Source organism: Vibrio sp. 1069, assembly GCF_033340555.1.
In genome coordinates, this window is the sequence record NZ_JAWOWP010000001.1 from 563,356 (window position 1) to 580,881 (window position 17,526).

Sequence of the window (17,526 nt, forward strand, 5' to 3'; positions counted from 1 at the left end):
CAAACTATGAACCATAACCGTATTGTATGCTTCGATTTAGAAATGTGTTGCTGGAACGAAAATGGCATCGGCAGCACGGGTGAAATTATCGAAGTGGGGTTAGCTGAAATAGATTTGTCTAAAGGTGAGATAGTCAAGCGTGCTCAATACTACGTGAAACCAGAACACGATGAAGTGTCTCTGTTCTGCGCTGAGTTAACGGGCATCACACCACGTAAGATTGAAAAACAAGGACGCCCACTAGAAGAAGTGCTTAAATCCATGGTTAAGAACTTCGGTGGTCGCAACAAAATCTTTGCATCTTGGGGGCGAGATGACCTCATTCTTCTAGAAGAGTGTAAGCAAAAAGGTATTGAAGCACCGTTCACAGAGTTCATCAACTTAGCGACACTCTACCGTATTCAAAATCGTCTTAAAGATAAACGTATAGGCCATCGAGCCGCTCAAGAAGCAAAAGGAATAGACTGGGAAGGGCGTCAACACTCTGGCTATGTAGATGCATACAACTTAGCTAAGCTTGCTTTGACCATGTTTTAGTTATTCGAACCTAGCTAGCTTGTAATTAAATTATCATCCAACCATTGTTGTTTTGTCATGCAGTCTGTTTAGTGTGGAAAGAGCTAAACACATACCTTGACCAGTATTTTAATAACAATGTCGTTGGCTTATTGAAAAACGCGCAGAGTGCGCGTTTTTTTATGGCTACAGAAGCGATATCTGTTGTCATCCTAGGGGTAGCTTAGAGTTAGCCAGCGACTTATATACTCATCTCCTCACTTTACTGAGACTGTAACTTCGCTCGAATGAACTCGCTGTGATCAACATAGAGTAGCTCTGCTGTTTTACGGATCACCGCGTCTTCTAGCGGGTCAATTTCGCCGTCTGCGTAAGCGACTTCCCACATGCTTTTGATTAAGTTGTAACGAGTTTCTTGAGTCAGTTCTCTTAGTTGAGAGGTAAAGTCGTACAGCGAAGCGGAATCTTTTATTTTCTGTTGCGCTTGCTCTAACAAAGTATTTGATTCTTCTTCATTTAACGAAAGCAGTTTCATCAATAAAGAGCGCTTTGTTTCTTGTTCTCTATCATCGACACTATGGTCTGCACCAGAAACTTCACAAAGCAAACACGCGATAGCCATGTTAGGGGAAAGTGTGTTGGTTTGGCTTAAATCAGAGCCATCAATGAGTTGTTTAAATAATGATGTGAGAGAATTAAACATAATGAACACCGAGCTATTGTTTATTTGGTTAACATGGTAATAAATACGGAAGATCTCAAGGTGCGATACCAAATTTAGCACGCCGTTGACATTTAAGCACGGCCACTTTCTCCCCAAAAAACCTAAACTCCTGAGTTAGTTTAAGGTGACTTGCCTCTTACAAAGGGCAAGTCATTTTGGGATTGATACTCAGCTTTCAGCACGTGTCGGTGGAAAATGAACTTCGTCACCATCACTCGTCAGAATACTAATTTGACTTGGTTTGCCTTCATCATCAAGGCGTAGCTCACCAATGGCACTATGGTTAACCAAGCGATAAAAGTTGTGCGTACTTGGTGCGCGTTTGTAAATCTTGAGTCGTTTACGTTTTGTGAACCAGTTTAAAGGTGAGCGAGGGCTGTATAGCAGTCTATCTAGGCCATCACACATATTGAGCAGTTGTGTAGGGAACTGATTTTTAATTCCACTACAGGTGATTTGATAGATATTCGGACTGTTTTTTCGATAGCGGAGCTTAATATCGTATGCAAAAGAGTAGTGCACGTCGCCAGAGAGAATAACAAAGTTAGTTGGTGTCTTTGTGTGTGTGAAAATACTAATAAGAGTATTCGCACTTCCGGGGTGAGCCATCCAGTTTTCAGCATCAACCATCAATGGTTTACCAAGCATGGTCACCACACGTTGTAGTGCTTCGATAAATTTCACACCAAACATTGGCGCGGCAGAAACAATAACAACCTTGTCTTGATGCACGAGCTCCTGATGGAACTCAATCATCGCTTCCCAGTCCATTAAGCCAGAAGGTTTGTTCATTTTAGACTCAGAACGCCAGCGTCTGGTTCGTGTATCTAGCACGACAACTTTTGGTGTCGTAGGAATGGTGTAGTGCCAATTCTCAAAGCGATACAAATATTGAATAAATGCATCTTGGGTTTGCGAGGTTCGCTCATCGATAAAGCGTTGAGCGAGGCTCATAAATTCATCATTGAATTTTTCTGGCGCATTTCCCCAACCTTGGCAAAGCCAGTAAGCAATCAAGCTATTACCGATAATGCGTTTTGCAAACGTGTTGCTGTATGCGGCTTGTTCCCAGCCTATGGTGAGATTCCAATCGTCGGTGACATCGTGATCATCAAAGATCATATAGGTTGGAATGTGAGCGAGTAAGCGTTGAACCTTGTCCAGACCTGCGACGAATTTATCAATTTGTTTTTTTTCTTCGCGCCATTGCTGCTGCCATTTCGGTTCAAGAACTTCTCCGCCGACAGTAAATTCGTTTTCTAATAAACGATCCGTTCGAACAAACTTCCACAAGGTCGGAGACCAAACCAATAAGTACATTGCAAAGCACTCAGCAAAGCTTATTAGGTGATTCTCACACTCTTTGGCGCTGAATATTGGTGTCCCTCGGTGTGGAAAAAACTTACTTAGTAAACTGTCATCACTCACATAATGGGGCAACAATTTATCTCGACCATAATAGCAAGCAGGGTGTTGGTAGAGGTCATTGGTATTTTTTATCGGAGCTTGATCGAATTCTTCGCCTGGCAAACCCAATAAAGCTATCACTTGCTCAATGGCATCGAGAGTGGGGCCTGCAACATGGTCTGCATAGATTTGATCACCACTCATGATGAGCATATCCGGTCTTTCTTCAATGGATTGAGACGCGATTTTATGATCCGCAGCGACCAATGTATCATCACTGAAGTGATGGGGATTACGGCAAGAGCCATGTAGGAGATAATCCGCTTTTTCACTAACGAGGAACTCAATACCCAAGTTTGGCGTATTATCTCGCTCATAAGTCAGGTGAGGGAGCAGTTCCGTCACTAATCCATATTGCGTTTTTATTTGATAGCGTAACGCTTGATGGGTTGGAAACTCGCCTTCTAATTTAAGTAAGCAACACCACGCATTGAGGCCGATTTGAAGCTGTTCTTTTTGTTCACTTAAAGGGGCTTGATAAAGGATGGAGGCATTTTCATCCGTAATTTGCACCATACCCTCCAAGCGTTGGGTGGTGACTAGCCAAATATTGATTTCAGTTGCGGTCACTTTACGTAGGATCGGACCTGCAACGACAAGAGGAAGTGAAGAAATTTCAGTCGTGTTCATCAATGCTGGCAAAACGGCTCCTTATGTGTCAGCTTCTTCTTCTAATATTTCGATAACTTGCGAGCTACTAAGTTCATGTCCCATAAGGAACAAACCAAGCATCGCATCGGCTTTTGACGCGTTATCACTGTCTTCATCCAAAATTTGCTGAAGCCGAGTTCTAATTAGGTCGATTTCGTGTTCGACGAAGCCACGCCCTTCTTCGTCACCTTGACCATCTTCTGGTGCATTATCAAAGTGCAAAAACAACATGTCACCATCGAGTTGAGTCCCTATCAACCTCTCTGGCAGCCATGCTTCTCCCATCACAATGTCTGGGTCTGTGTCTGCGGGTAAATGATTCAAGGTAGAGATGAGTTCTGATGCTTTCACTTTTTACTTCATTATGTTTGATTTAGAACTAAGCTAGAGTTTAAGCGCTTGTTGTAATGGTAAAATATTCGCAAACAAGCTCACCTAGTCGTGCAATATTAATATGATCTTGGGACTCAAACTGTCACGAGGATGACAACATTTGCCATTGTAACGGCTATCATCAGCAGAACATAAGCTTTTAATGGCAAATCATTGATGTTTGCCTGCTTCTCAACCAACATTTTTCGAACTCATGAAGAGATTAATTCTAACAACACTCGCTTTACCTTTAGCTGCGGCAGTTTCTTCTGCGCATGGTTCAGAAGAACAAACGTGGGGGATTGCTGCGATGTATCGCACAGCATCGATTCCGTTTTATACCGCCGATAATGACTCTACGGTGAGTACATTTGTACCAATGATGTTCTTTGAAAACCAACATGTGTATATCAATGGCATTGAAGGTGGCGCTTTTTTGTATAACGAGAGTGATTCCGACTGGCGCGCGAGCGCACTCATGCGATTGAGATTTGTCGATATTCCCATGTCGCTACAAAATGCTAATGAAGGGGACAGAGTCGATTTCGGTGGGCAAGTGCGTTATAGCATTAACGACAATTGGCGCGCAGAAGTAGAGTTGATGACGGACGACGAACTCCAGTTTCACTCTAATTACCGCCTTGCTGCCAATTATGTATTTGGTGATTGGGAATTAGAGCCATCGATTACGATTCGATACAAAGACGCTGATTTCAATAGTGAATACTATTCCTTTAAGGATATTACTGGCGAGAGAATTGGAGCTGGACTTGACACCAATCTTGGTATTAAAGCTCGTTACCATGTAACTTCAAATTTGTATTTATTGGGTGAGACGAGTGTTACTCGCTTAGATGATAACGCCTACAACAGTCAGCTTGTAGAAGATCGATATCAGGGAGAAGTGTTTGTCGGTTTTGGCTTTTTCAACGATAAAAGCAAAGCTCCGAAACCGACACTGAGCAATAAAGCATATCTACGTATTGCGCATGGTTGGGCGACGCCTTCGAACATCGGTGAAATATTTAGCTTTGAGAGAGAAAAAGACCCATACGACAATCAACTTACTTCATTGTTTTATGGGCATCCATTAACGGATGAGCTGTTTGGTTTTCCTCTTGATATTTATTTAACGCCAGGGTTGGTTCATCACTGGTCGTCCAGTGTTCAGTCTGCGAGCACAGAATACGTCATGGCGATTAAGGCTTATTATACGGTTAATTGGCCTACGACTTGGCGATTTGGTGTAGCGGAAGGTGTGTCATACATTGATAGCATTACCTATATTGAAGGCACAGAAATGGAAGACAAGGGTTATACACCAAGCAAGTTGCTCAACTACTTAGATTTCTCGTTTGATGTCAATGTAGGCGATCTCTTCAACCAAAAGAGCTGGAACAATATGTGGGTGGGCTATTCATTGCATCACCGCTCGGCGATTTTTGAAAGCGCTTCCCAGTTTGGGCGAATTAAAGGTGGGAGTAACTACAATACTATTTATTTCCAGTTCGAGTTTTAGCGCATCGCGAGATGCATATAAGTCGGATTTGCAACTGACTTATTTATCGCCCATTATGAGTAATGATGAATAATACTATGCTGCTTTCAACGAGAAATTTCGTATATCGTGCCAGAGTTAAGGCTGTTTGTGATGCATCTGATGAATCGGATGGGATGAGCACCATGAGTATCGACTCCTCATTCAATCTTCAAATTGAAGCGATAAATTGTACCAACGCTGAATTTGCCAAACGCTTTTTTGCCATTCACGGAGAAGGGCACTTGGAGGGCGATGAATGGTTGGTGTTGTACGTCAACTCTCTTGACGTTAAGGCGGGAGACAATATAGAAATCCGTAGCGATGTCGCGTTTAATGCGATGATCGAGAATATGATAAGCGAAGCTGAGCGGTCTTTAGAAAAAGTCTACCTCGATGCAATACGCAACTTGGAGAAAGTGAATCGTTTTTGACGATGTAAGAGACCCTATAAATACGATCAAGGCATCAGGATCCAAAAAGGGATTGGCGCGAACCAATCCCTTTTGTATTCTGGTTTATTCTAACTTACGCCATTGTTGCAAGTTGGCTTTGCGCTTCTGAAATGCCTTTTGCAGCCGCATCTTCACCCATGTTTAGCGCTTCTGCGTAAACAAATTCCACATCAGTGATTCCTACAAAACCCAGCACAGTGCGTAGGTATGGCGTAACGTTGTCAGTTGGTGAATCTTTATGAATACCACCACGAGTCGTTATTACAATCGCCTTTTTACCTTCAATCAAACCTTGAACGCCGTTTTCTGTGTATTTGAATGTCACGCCTGCACGAGCAATCAAATCAATCCAGTTTTTAAGCTGAGTCGGGATGGTAAAGTTGTACATTGGAGCGGCAATAACCAAAGTGTCTGCGGCCTTTACTTCTTCAATAAGGGTGTCAGACAAGTCGACTACCGCTTGCTGTTCTTGTGAAAGATCTTCCGTAGCGCGCAGTGCAGTCGCAACGGCGAAGTCCAAAACAGGTAGCGGGTTTGCAGCCAAATCACGAACAGTAAGCTTGTCTTGGTCTACATTTTTGATGAAGTCTTCAACCAATTTGTTTGATTGAGAGTAATCGCCAAGGATGCTTGATTTTAGAGCTAGTACACGAGACATAATGGTTATTCCTTAAATAAGTGCTTTCGACTATGGGAGCCATTATAAGCAACGTAAGTTAGTTCAAAAGCCTAGCGATTCGCTGAACATGTTCGAAAAAATTGAATGAGCTTTCGGTTATCTTGTTACAGATCTTGTGTGATACAATCCGCGCAGTTTTTGTAATGAAAAGAATAGGAAACGCTTTGACTTCGTCACAGCCCCCAAAAAAGAATCTAGCTGAAGAGCAAGCGACACCGTCAAATGGTGCGCAAAAAGCGACAGCGAAACAAGCTCAAACACCTCAGGCTCAAGTGAATAGTGCTGCATCTCTGCGTAAAGCGCTGAATCAGTGCATGATGCGCGACCGTTTCCGCTTGAGTAAACGTATTTCTGGTGCAAGCAAAATTAAGAAGGACGCAGCGCGTAATGCTGTGTTCGACGAAATCGCATTAGACATCGCAAAATCCATGATGGTTGCAGAGCAGCGCAGCAACTACAAACCAACGATTGAATACCCAGAAATCCTGCCTGTAAGCCAAAAACGCGACGATATTGCGAAAGCGATCGAAGAAAACCAAGTGGTTATCGTCGCGGGTGAAACCGGTTCTGGTAAAACCACTCAGCTACCAAAAATCTGTGCTGAGCTTGGTCGCGGTAAATTTGGTCTGATTGGTCATACTCAGCCTCGTCGTCTTGCAGCGCGTTCGGTTGCTAACCGTATTGCCGAAGAGATGGAAACCAAGCTTGGTGAGTTTGTTGGTTACAAGGTTCGATTCAACGATCAGATCTCTGAAAATACCCAAATCAAATTGATGACGGACGGTATCTTGCTGGCTGAAATTCAGCATGACCGTTTCTTGAATCAATACGACACCATCATTATCGATGAAGCGCACGAGCGCAGCCTTAACATCGATTTCATCTTGGGTTACTTGAAAGAGTTGCTGCCACGTCGTCCTGATTTGAAAGTGATCATCACGTCGGCAACCATCGACCCAGAACGCTTCTCAAAACACTTCAACAATGCACCAATCATTGAAGTATCGGGTCGTACTTACCCAGTAGAAACACGTTACCGCCCACTAAGCGGTGATGACGACAATGATCGTGACCAGCTTGAAGGCATCTTCGAAGCGGTAGATGAACTGTGCGATGAAGGTTTAGGTGACATCCTGATTTTCATGAACGGTGAACGTGAAATCCGTGATACCGCAGATGCATTGTCCAAACGTAATCTGAAGAGCACGGAAATTGTGCCGCTTTACGCGCGTTTGTCGGCAGGTGAGCAGAATAAGATTTTCCAACCTCATACTGGTCGCCGAATTGTACTGGCAACCAACGTGGCAGAAACCTCGCTAACTGTTCCGGGCATTAAGTACGTTATCGACCCGGGTACGGCGCGTATCAGTCGATACAGTTACCGTACTAAGGTTCAGCGTCTTCCAATTGAGCCAGTTTCTCAGGCGAGTGCGAACCAGCGAAAAGGTCGTTGTGGTCGTGTGGAAGAGGGTATTTGTATTCGTCTGTACTCAGAGGAAGATTTTGAGTCACGCCCAGAGTTTACTGATCCTGAAATCCTACGTACCAATCTAGCGTCGGTTATCTTGCAAATGACGGCACTTGGTTTGGGTGATATTCAAGCGTTTCCGTTTGTGGAAGCACCGGATAAACGTAACATCCAAGACGGCGTGCGTTTGCTGGAAGAGCTTGGTGCGATTAACTCTGAGGTAAAAGACCCGAAAAAACGCCTGACTTCCATTGGTCGCCAATTAGCGCGTTTGCCAATCGATCCGCGCTTGGCGCGTATGGTATTGGAAGCGCCAAAATATGGTGCGCTTAAAGAAGTGATGATCATCGCAGCTGCCTTGTCGATTCAAGATCCACGCGAACGTCCTTCAGACAAACAACAATCGTCAGACGATAAACATCGTCGCTTCTTCCATGAAGAGTCGGACTTCCTGACATTTGTGAATTTGTGGGAATACATCCAAAAGCAACAAAAAGCCTTGTCTAGCAATCAGTTCCGCAAACAGTGTAAGCAAGACTATTTGAACTACTTGCGCGTTCGCGAGTGGCAAGATGTGTACTTCCAAATTCATCAGTCGATGCGTGAGATGGAATTCAAGCTTAACGATGAGCCCGCTTCTTACCATGGCGTACACAGTGCCATTTTGGTTGGTTTGCTGTCGCACATCGGCATGAAAGACCAAGAAAAGAATGAATATCAAGGCGCGCGTAATGCTCGTTTCCATATCTTCCCTGCATCAGGTCTATTCAAGAAACAGCCTAAGTGGATCATGTCTGCTGAGTTGGTGGAAACCTCAAAACTTTGGGGTCGTATCATCGCAAAGATTCAGCCAGAGTGGATTGAGCCGTTAGCTAAACACCTTATTAAACGCAGTTACAGTGAACCACATTGGTCGAAGAAACGCGCTGCGGTGATGGCGCACGAAAAAGTGATGCTTTACGGCGTACCAATCGTACCGAAACGCTTGGTCAACTACGGCAGTATCGATTCGACCGTAAGTCGCGAAATCTTCATTCGTAGTGCATTGGTTGAGGGTGAATGGGAAACCAAACACGCGTTCTTTAAGCAAAACCGTAAGCTTCTGCAAGAAGTGGAAGAGCTTGAGCATAAATCTCGTCGTCGAGACATCTTAGTGGATGATGATGAGCTGTTTGATTTCTATGACCAACGCGTTGGCACCGAAGTGGTGTCTGGTAAGCATTTCGATACGTGGTGGAAAAAGGCATCTAAAGAAAATCCGGAACTGCTGAACTTTGAAAAAGAGATGCTGTTCAAGGGTGATGCTAGCCATGTGACCGATTTGGATTACCCGAACTTCTGGCATCAAAATGGTTTGAAGCTCAAATTGAGTTACCAATTTGAACCAGGCGATGATAGTGACGGTGTCACAGTGCATTTGCCGTTGCCGATTTTAAACCAAGTTGAACCAGCGGGCTTTGATTGGCAGATCCCAGGTTTACGCCATGAGCTTGTGGTTAGCTTGATTAAATCGTTGCCAAAGACAATTCGTAAGAACTTTGTACCTGCGCCGAACTATGCCGATGCATTCTTAGCACGCGTCACGCCAATGGAAGCGCCGCTGTTAGATTCATTGGAGAAAGAGTTGCGACGCATGACGGGCGTAGAAGTGCTGCGTGAAGACTGGAACTTGGAACAAGTACCTGAGCACTTGAAAGTCACGTTTCGTGCGGTTGATCACCGAAATCGTAAACTGAAGGAAAACAAAGACCTTCATGAACTGAAAGAAAGTTTGAAAGACAAAGTTCAAGAAACGCTTTCCAAAGTTGCGGATGACGATATCGAACAGCAAGGTCTGCATACGTGGAGTTTTGGAGAATTGCCGAAAGTGTATCAACAAAAACGTGGCGGCTACGATGTAAAAGCGTATCCGGCGCTTGTTGATACCAAAGACAGCGTTGAAATCAAACTCTACGAAACGGAGTACGAGCAGATAACGGCAATGCGTGCTGGTCAGCGTCGCCTAATTTTATTGAACGTACCGTCGCCAATTAAATATTTGCACGCCAACTTACCGAACAAATCGAAGCTGGGTCTGTACTTTAATCCATACGGCAAAGTGCTTGATCTGATAGATGACTGCATTGCCTGTGGTGTCGATAAGCTTATTGAAGAGCAGGGTGGTTTAGTTTGGGAGCCAGAGAAGTTCGAAGCGTTGAAAGAACACGTTCGTGCTGAATTGGGTGACACCGTTGTAGAGATTGCTCAACAGGTTGAGACTATTCTGACCACGGCGTTTAGCATCAATAAGAAGCTAAAAGGCAAGATCGACTTCACAATGGCGTTTGCTCTGTCCGATATCAAAGCACAAATTGAAGGCTTGATCTTCAAAGGCTTTGCAACGGAATGTGGCTGGAAACGCTTGCCGGATATTCTTCGCTACATGCGCGCGATAGAGCGTCGTATGGAGAAGTTGCCAATCGATCCAAACAAAGATCGTTTACATATGCTGAAGATTGAATCTGTGACTCAAGACTATAAAGAGTTGCTGAACAAGATCCCGAAAGGTGTGGCCATTCCTGAAAATGTAAAAGAAGTGCGTTGGATGATTGAAGAGCTTCGCGTGAGTTATTTTGCTCAACAATTAGGCACTCCTTATCCTGTTTCTGATAAACGAGTCAAAAACGCGATTGATGCTTGCTAATCAACCAGTAAAATAGTGTCAGGTTTGTAATTATCGCTTAAGAAGTTGCTGGTACACTAATTGCTAGTAACTCAATAAGCATTATTTTTTAGTTCTGGGAGGCAATAGTTCGCCTCCCTTTATTTGTAGTACCAACGACTGAGTTATGCAGACGTGGGAATAATAAAGAGTAAAGGTAGATGATGAAAAAAACTCTATTAGCAGTGGCGCTACTTGGCGCATCTTCTGCGGCAATGGCGGATTCTTGGATTTACGGTGGTGCAACAGTAGGTCAGTCTGACTACAAAGGTGAGACAGACACATCATACTCTGTTCACGTTGGTACAGGCATTCTACCTATCATTGGTGTTGAAGCTGGTGTAACACAACACGGTGAATTTAACGTAAATGGTCAAGACACTAAGCTAACTTCTTACTACGCAGCACTTAAGCCAAGCATCGACTTCGGTCCGCTACACGTGTACGCAAAAGGTGGTTTCCATCAGTGGGACAAAAAAGTGAAAGGCGGCAAAGACGATGACGATTTGGACCTAATGTACGGTGTGGGTGCTGAGTACTTCATTTTTGGCCCAATGTCTGTTGGTGCTAGCTACATGAACTACACTGCTGGTAAAGACGATATCAGCACGTTCTCTGTTAACGCAACACTACATTTCCTATAAGCGTCAAGCTTTCTAACACCATATGAAACACACCGGCTTTATGTCGGTGTTTTTTTGTCTGGAAGTCACAAAACAAAAGTTGAACATAAATTATTCACTTTTAGAGTCTTAAAATGCCTATGCTTTCCAATATATAGTGGCGATTAAATGCGCATATTTGCGTAATGTTTCGCTTAGGAATCGATCAGGAAGGGATAGTATGAAAAAAACACTCTCGTTATTCGCTCTAACGTTGTGCTCAACGTCAGCAATGGCTGACTCTTGGATTTACGCTGGTGGCCAAATTGGTCAGTCCGATATCGACAGCGAAAATGATACAACTTATGGTATTCATGTCGGTACTGGTATTTTGCCATTCATTGGCATTGAGGCAGGCTACTTTAACCACGGCAAAGTGGATTTATCTTTGAGTGGCAGCAGGGGTAGCGCTGATTTTGATTCATTCTATTTAGCGGCGAAACCTAGTATCGACTTCGGCCCGTTACACGTTTACGCAAAAGGCGGCATCAATGCATTCAACGTTGATTATGACGGTGGACTGAGAAACTTAGACAAAGATGATGGCGTCTCTTATATGTATGGTGTTGGTGCCGAATACTTCTTGCTTGACAATGTGTCTGTGGGCGCGAGTTATCAAGCGTTTGGCGTGGATATTGAAGGCGATAGCGATACCGTTAGCAGCGTAACAGGGAACATCACCTTCCATTTCTTATAACGCTCGCTGGATGAAAGGTTTGCTGATTTGGTTTCGTCGTTAATTGTGAAACCAAATCAGCGCAGGTCTTCTCTATTTGCGCAGTGACTGGCTATGAACTTAAGTATTTCTTGTGTCTTTTCTAGTCTACAACCTACGACAAAATCAATCGTTAGACCTCATAATTTTTGTGTTGATATTATTTCCCCTTCATCTGTCTCGAATTGAGCTTAAAATGCAATAAATCACGACTTTTTGCAAAAATATGTGATTGCTGCTAAAATTCGTTCCGCTTTAAAACTTTAGAGTTCAAATTAATGGAGGGCGGTATTGGAGTTCTTCTCACCTGAGGGGCGTTTCAAATTCACGTTAAATTTGTATTTATGGATAATGCATTTAAAAAATATAGTATTGATACAACCGATTATCAGGTTGGACAGGATAACGTTCAAAAGTGGGGATTCGATATACATAACCCGGTTTTTGGCATTAGTGCGGGGCTCGTTGTTTTCTGTCTGATTTCACTTCTTCTTGTTGAGCCAACCACTGCTCGTGACGTATTAAACGGTCTAAAAAACGGAATTATCGAACAGTTTGATGCGTTTTTTATGTGGTCGACAAACTTCTTCTTATTGTTCGCCGTTGCTCTTCTTTTTTCTCCGCTAGGTAAAATCCGCTTAGGTGGCAAAGAAGCAACGCCGGATCACTCAACCGTTTCTTGGTTGTCGATGCTTTTCGCCGCGGGTATGGGTATTGGTCTTCTGTTCTGGAGTGTGGCTGAGCCGACCGCGTATTTCACTGATTGGTGGGGAATGCCACTTAACGCAGTACCATACACCGAAGAAGCAAAATCCCTCGCGATGGGTGCCACTATGTTCCACTGGGGTGTGCATGGTTGGAGTATTTACGCACTCGTTGCACTAGCATTAGCGTTTTTTGCATTTAACAAAGGTTTACCACTTTCATTGCGCGCGGCGTTCTATCCAATTTTTGGTGACCGTGCATGGGGCTGGTTAGGTCACGTTATTGATATCCTTGCCGTTTTGTCGACGCTATTTGGTCTTGCAACGTCGCTAGGTCTGGGTGCTCAGCAGGCGACCAGTGGTATTAACCATGTCTTTGGTCTAGAAGGCGGCATTGGTACACAAATGATTGTGATCACCTTCGTTACCTTTATCGCGGTGCTATCAGTGATTCGTGGTATTGATGGTGGTGTTAAGCTACTGAGTAACGTCAATATGGTGGTTGCGTTTGCGCTGCTTATTTTCATTACCTTCATCACGTTTGATACGGCGTGGAGCTCGCTACGCGACACAACAATGGCTTACATTGAAAATATTATTCCATTGAGTAACCCTCACGGTCGTGAAGATGAAACTTGGATGCACGGCTGGACGGTATTCTACTGGGCTTGGTGGGTATCTTGGTCACCGTTTGTTGGTATGTTTATCGCGCGTGTGTCTAAAGGTCGTACGGTTCGAGAATTCTTATTCGCAGTCATCGTTATTCCTACAGTTGTTACTTTGACTTGGATGTCTGTGTTTGGTGGTATCGCGCTTGACCAAGTGGTGAATAAAGTTGGTGAGCTAGGTGCAAATGGCCTAACTGATATTTCATTGACTCTGTTCCATGTTTACGATGCGCTTCCGTATAGCTCAGTGATTTCAATGCTTTCTATCGTGCTGATTCTGGTATTCTTTATTACATCGTCAGACTCTGGCTCGCTGGTTATCGATAGTATTACCGCCGGTGGTAAGATTGATGCACCAGTACCGCAACGCATTTTCTGGGCGTGTATTGAAGGTGCAATTGCAGCCGTAATGCTTTGGGTTGGTGGTAAAGAAGCCCTGCAAGCATTGCAATCAGGCGTTGTTGCAACAGGATTACCGTTTACTTTTGTTCTGCTGTTGATGTGCGTCAGTCTGGTGAAAGGGTTAAGAACTGAACTGCCAGCTTACAAATAAATACAACACGATCCATGATTGAGTTTAAATGCCGAGCCTAATGTGCTCGGCATTTTTTATTTCTACTTTTCTTTTCCAATAATTTCGTTACAGTTTAGGCTTATTCCCACCTCATTAAACTGCATTATGTCACTGGCTAAACTCATTCTTATTCGTGGACTTCCGGGTTCAGGTAAAACAACCTTAGCAAAACAACTAGCGATAGAGCTTGGTGCTAAGCATTTTGAAGCTGACATGTATTTTGAAAATGATGAAGGTGATTATCACTTTGAACCGGTTCAATTACCTCAAGCGCATGAGTGGTGTTTTCAGAAAGCTAGAAAGTGGCTGAACAAAGGGAGAGTCGTGATTGTGAGCAATACGTTTGTTCGACATTGGGAGATGAAGCGTTACATGGACTACTGCATGAAGAAGCGCATCGAGGTGGAAATTAAAGTGTGTCACGGAGCGTATCAAAGCATTCATGACGTGCCACCAGCGACGATAGAAAAGATGCGCCGCCAGTGGCAAGAGTGACCGTTACCAGAACCGGAAGTTATTGACCTCGTCCGTCAATCATCACAACGAATGTTTTGCTCATGATTGAAAGGTCCATTGAAATCCAAGAGTAAAACGAACCTAAGCTTAGTGCGTAACTGTGGTCAAACCCAACTTTGCGTCTTACATCTTCAATGCATGCATCATAGCCTTGGTTAACCTGAGCTAAGCCTGTGATACCTGGTAACACGCCATATGTGCGCTCTACAAAATAGGGGATTTCATCTTCCAATTTCTGGTAGAAAGCTGGGCGTTCTGGGCGCGGCCCAATCATCGACATTTCACCTCTCAACACATTAAACAGTTGAGGTAGTTCATCTAAACGCGTTTTGCGTAAAAAGCGTCCTACTGGCGTGATGCGGGGATCATTTTCAGTTGCCCATACTGCGCCAGAGCGTTGCTCTGCATCAATATACATGGTGCGAAACTTCATGATTTGAAAAAGATCCATTTTTTCTGGTGTACAGCGCCCAACACGCAGTTGACGATAGATCACTGGGCCTTTCGATGTGATTTTTATAGCTAGCGCGATAAATGGGAATAGCGGTGCAGTGACGACCAAAATAAGCATTGCAACCAGTACATCAAACGTTCTTTTCGCGTGGCATACATTTGAATCGTAGCGTGAGTTTTTCATGATGCTTTCCTTATTGGTTGACGCGTTTCCAACGTCCATTTTCCATTCCGAGTAAATACTTCATACCGCCGATAAAGTTGGCGAGATGACCAATGACGATGTAGCTAATCAGCTTAAAAGGTTTAATTGTGTTAAGTGCTGGCATCAAGTAAGTGATAAGCGCGATGCTATAAATACCAACTTGTGCGGACAGCATTACTTGAAACAGCGGATTGTGTGCCAGTAGTAGTGAGCAAATAAAGCAAACAATCATCAAATAGGGTGTTGCTAAGCGCAGAACCTTTCCCGATAGAAATGCAAAGGCAGTGCCACGATAACGAGGTAGCAGTAATTTCTTTAATTGCATGAGCTGCTGCATGTTACCCGCTGAAATTCTTAGGCGCCGCTTGAAATCTGCGTTGTCTGAGCTCTGTTCTAGTTCAAGAGCCAGCATGTTTGGCTCGTAAATAGCGCTATAGCCTCGCAAAACGATTCTCATAGGGAGAATAAAGTCGTCATTAATGGTGCTAACTTCCAGTGGTTCAAATAAGTGAGTTCTGAAAGTGTAAAACGCACCGTGGGAACCAATCGTTGAACCTAACAAAGATTCTTGGTGCTTTACTCGAGACTGGTATTGCCAATACGCCGCTTCACCTTGGTTATCAGTGCTCATTATTTGATATGTTGCGTTAACCACTCCAACGTTCTCATTTTGATAATGCTGACTAGCTAGCAATAGAGAATCGCAAGAAATCAATGCCGACGTGTCACTCAGTGCGGTAATGTCCGAGCTAACATGACGCATTTCTTCGTTGAGTAGGGCAACTTTACCACGATTGACTTGGTGATCATTAATAATGAACAGAGTATCAGAGCAGATTGCTTCTTGAATTGTCGCTTGAGCAATCTCGGCTGTGTTATCTGTGCAGCCATCACATGCGATCACTACTCTTAATTTATCCCTCGGGTAGTCTAGGCTCGCAAGGTTACGGATCTTCTCTGCTATCCATTGTTCTTCATTGTAGGCGGGCACGATGACAGTAATAGAGGGTAGCTGGCTGTCTGTTTTGGAGGCTTTGTAAGCTCGCTCTACAAATGGTGCTTTGGCTTCGTCTTGCTGTTTTAAAGGAAGCCACTTAAGGAGCAGTGGGTACCCAACGTGATGATAGACAATCAAAAACGCGGATAAACCAAACCCTATAATCCAAAGTAAATCATTCATAACTAGCCTCCTTGGCCAAACGTGAGTAGCGACTCACCATGTCTCTGATATCAAAGTGTTTGAGAATAAAAGTTCGAGGAGAATGGTGTGATGATTCCAGTTGCTGTGATAACGCTTCGGCCAACGAAAACACGCGATTTGCTTCAACCAGTGTGCTGTTGTTCGGACAGAGCGTCTCTTTCACGCCGCCAACATCCGTCGCGACGCAAGGAATGTCACATGCTTGAGCCTCGAGGGTTGAGAGAGGAAATCCCTCTTGAAGTGATGGTAAGCAAAACAAGTCTAGGCTTTGGTAAAAGCTGGGCATATCGTCGACCAAGCCTAAAAAGGTTACTCGATCTTCAAGTTTTAACGTTCTAACTTGTGCTTCCAATTGAACTCGCTGAGAACCATCTCCAGCAATGGCTAGGTGTGTGTTTGGCGTAAGATGAGAGAATGCTTCGATAAGCACTTTATGGCCTTTAACTGCTTCTAGACGCCCGGCAACGCCAATCACGATTTTGTCGGTTGGAAGTTCAAACAAGTGTCTTGTTGCCGTTTGGTCACCGCTTTTAAACTTCTGACAGTCAATCCCGTTATGGATAGTACAAATTTTGCGATACTTTAACTTAGTCTGTATTTGATGGGCGACAAAGTTAGCATCCGCAACTACTTGCGGGCGAATCATCGTTAGCAAAAGGGACTGTAGTCGAGCTGATTTTTTGTTATTAAGGTGCCATGCGTCGTGCTCGGTATGAATCACTACAGGTACGTGCGCTAAACGTGCAGCAATACCACCATACAGAAGTGGGCCGATATGATGGGTGTGGACCACGTCAGGCTTAAGTCCTTTGAGCATGGAAGTCAGCGTACTGATGGTTTTTCCGCTGAATCCAGGTTTCTTATTAAGAAAGTGCAGTTGGCCTTGGTAGGGCAATAGTTTTTGCCAGCCTTGTAGTGCATGTTCTTTGCTTCCTTCTAAGCTCACGACAAAAACGGAATGGTTTGGCTGCGCAAAACGAAGCATTTCTAGTACGAGCGTTTCTAAACCACCAGGAGCTAAGTGTTGCACGACGTGTAATATCACTTTTTTGCTGTGCTTAGTGTTATTGTGTTTTTGTCTGAATTCCATTTTCAAACCCTCGTTGAGTTCTTTGTTTATTTAGGAGTTGCAGACTGCGTGCCAAAAAATTAATCATTTAAAAACAATAGGTTAATATTGATGTTTATGAGACTTTATGTTTATTCTCAATTTGAGATTCATATTAGTGGACATGCTATGAGGCTGTATAAGGCAGTA

At 43.8% G+C, this 17,526-nt stretch carries 15 protein-coding genes; 8 read left to right on the forward strand and 7 right to left on the reverse strand.

Going from position 1 to position 17,526, the window contains the following annotated elements; translation table 11 throughout:
* Positions 1–6 precede the first annotated feature (6 nt).
* A complete protein-coding gene (locus R7040_RS02440) occupies positions 7–537 on the forward strand; it encodes a 3'-5' exonuclease (RefSeq protein WP_054701434.1) in 531 nt (176 codons plus the stop codon).
* Between the two features lie 241 nt (positions 538–778).
* On the opposite strand, the gene R7040_RS02445 is transcribed toward R7040_RS02440, so the two are convergent.
* The 3 genes from R7040_RS02445 to R7040_RS02455 form a co-directional block, all read right to left on the reverse strand.
* Complete coding sequence (locus R7040_RS02445) at positions 779–1,219, reverse strand: TerB family tellurite resistance protein (protein ID WP_017820644.1); 441 nt, start codon at positions 1,217–1,219, stop codon at positions 779–781.
* A 189-nt stretch (positions 1,220–1,408) separates the two neighbouring features.
* Entirely contained in the window at positions 1,409–3,349 is a 1,941-nt protein-coding gene (locus R7040_RS02450; protein WP_213907950.1) for an alkaline phosphatase D family protein, read from the reverse strand.
* 9 nt (positions 3,350–3,358) lie between these two features.
* Positions 3,359–3,709, reverse strand: a complete 351-nt coding sequence (locus R7040_RS02455) for a hypothetical protein (protein ID WP_005377676.1) — start codon at positions 3,707–3,709, stop codon at positions 3,359–3,361.
* A 235-nt stretch (positions 3,710–3,944) separates the two neighbouring features.
* Here R7040_RS02455 and R7040_RS02460 point away from each other — a divergent pair, with 235 nt between their 5' ends.
* Both R7040_RS02460 and R7040_RS02465 read left to right on the forward strand, forming a co-directional pair.
* Entirely contained in the window at positions 3,945–5,249 is a 1,305-nt protein-coding gene (locus R7040_RS02460) for a MipA/OmpV family protein (protein WP_005377671.1), read from the forward strand.
* A 164-nt stretch (positions 5,250–5,413) separates the two neighbouring features.
* Positions 5,414–5,701, forward strand: a complete 288-nt coding sequence (locus R7040_RS02465; RefSeq protein WP_005389458.1) for a hypothetical protein — start codon at positions 5,414–5,416, stop codon at positions 5,699–5,701.
* A 94-nt stretch (positions 5,702–5,795) separates the two neighbouring features.
* On the opposite strand, the gene R7040_RS02470 is transcribed toward R7040_RS02465, so the two are convergent.
* Positions 5,796–6,380 carry an FMN-dependent NADH-azoreductase gene (locus tag R7040_RS02470; RefSeq protein WP_025766683.1) on the reverse strand — a complete coding sequence of 195 codons (585 nt, stop codon included), beginning with the start codon at positions 6,378–6,380 and terminating at the stop codon, positions 5,796–5,798.
* A gap of 185 nt (positions 6,381–6,565) precedes the next feature.
* Between R7040_RS02470 and hrpA the strand changes: the two genes are divergently transcribed.
* The 5 genes from hrpA to R7040_RS02495 all read left to right on the forward strand — a co-directional run bounded on the left by hrpA (position 6,566) and on the right by R7040_RS02495 (position 14,388).
* Complete coding sequence (gene hrpA, locus R7040_RS02475) at positions 6,566–10,552, forward strand: ATP-dependent RNA helicase HrpA (RefSeq protein ID WP_170960422.1); 3,987 nt, start codon at positions 6,566–6,568, stop codon at positions 10,550–10,552.
* 182 nt (positions 10,553–10,734) lie between these two features.
* On the forward strand, positions 10,735–11,214 hold the full coding sequence (locus tag R7040_RS02480; RefSeq protein ID WP_021033871.1) for an outer membrane beta-barrel protein: 480 nt from the start codon (positions 10,735–10,737) through the stop codon (positions 11,212–11,214).
* 199 nt (positions 11,215–11,413) lie between these two features.
* Entirely contained in the window at positions 11,414–11,929 is a 516-nt protein-coding gene (locus R7040_RS02485; protein ID WP_005377661.1) for an outer membrane beta-barrel protein, read from the forward strand.
* Positions 11,930–12,291: 362 nt separating this feature from the next.
* On the forward strand, positions 12,292–13,872 hold the full coding sequence (locus R7040_RS02490; protein ID WP_054579965.1) for a BCCT family transporter: 1,581 nt from the start codon (positions 12,292–12,294) through the stop codon (positions 13,870–13,872).
* A 126-nt stretch (positions 13,873–13,998) separates the two neighbouring features.
* Positions 13,999–14,388, forward strand: coding sequence for an ATP-binding protein (locus R7040_RS02495; RefSeq protein ID WP_054579474.1), 390 nt, complete (start codon positions 13,999–14,001; stop codon positions 14,386–14,388).
* Positions 14,389–14,407: 19 nt separating this feature from the next.
* On the opposite strand, the gene R7040_RS02500 is transcribed toward R7040_RS02495, so the two are convergent.
* From R7040_RS02500 to R7040_RS02510, 3 genes are read right to left on the reverse strand one after another with little or no spacing between them, the layout of a single operon-like run.
* Positions 14,408–15,046: a sugar transferase gene (locus tag R7040_RS02500; protein WP_054576904.1), complete on the reverse strand. Its 639-nt coding sequence runs from the start codon at positions 15,044–15,046 to the stop codon at positions 14,408–14,410.
* Between the two features lie 10 nt (positions 15,047–15,056).
* A complete protein-coding gene (locus R7040_RS02505; RefSeq protein WP_064353899.1) occupies positions 15,057–16,247 on the reverse strand; it encodes a glycosyltransferase family 2 protein in 1,191 nt (396 codons plus the stop codon).
* Positions 16,240–17,358: a glycosyltransferase gene (locus R7040_RS02510; protein ID WP_054730656.1), complete on the reverse strand. Its 1,119-nt coding sequence runs from the start codon at positions 17,356–17,358 to the stop codon at positions 16,240–16,242. The genes R7040_RS02505 and R7040_RS02510 overlap by 8 nt, the downstream gene beginning before the upstream one ends.
* Positions 17,359–17,526 lie beyond the last annotated feature (168 nt).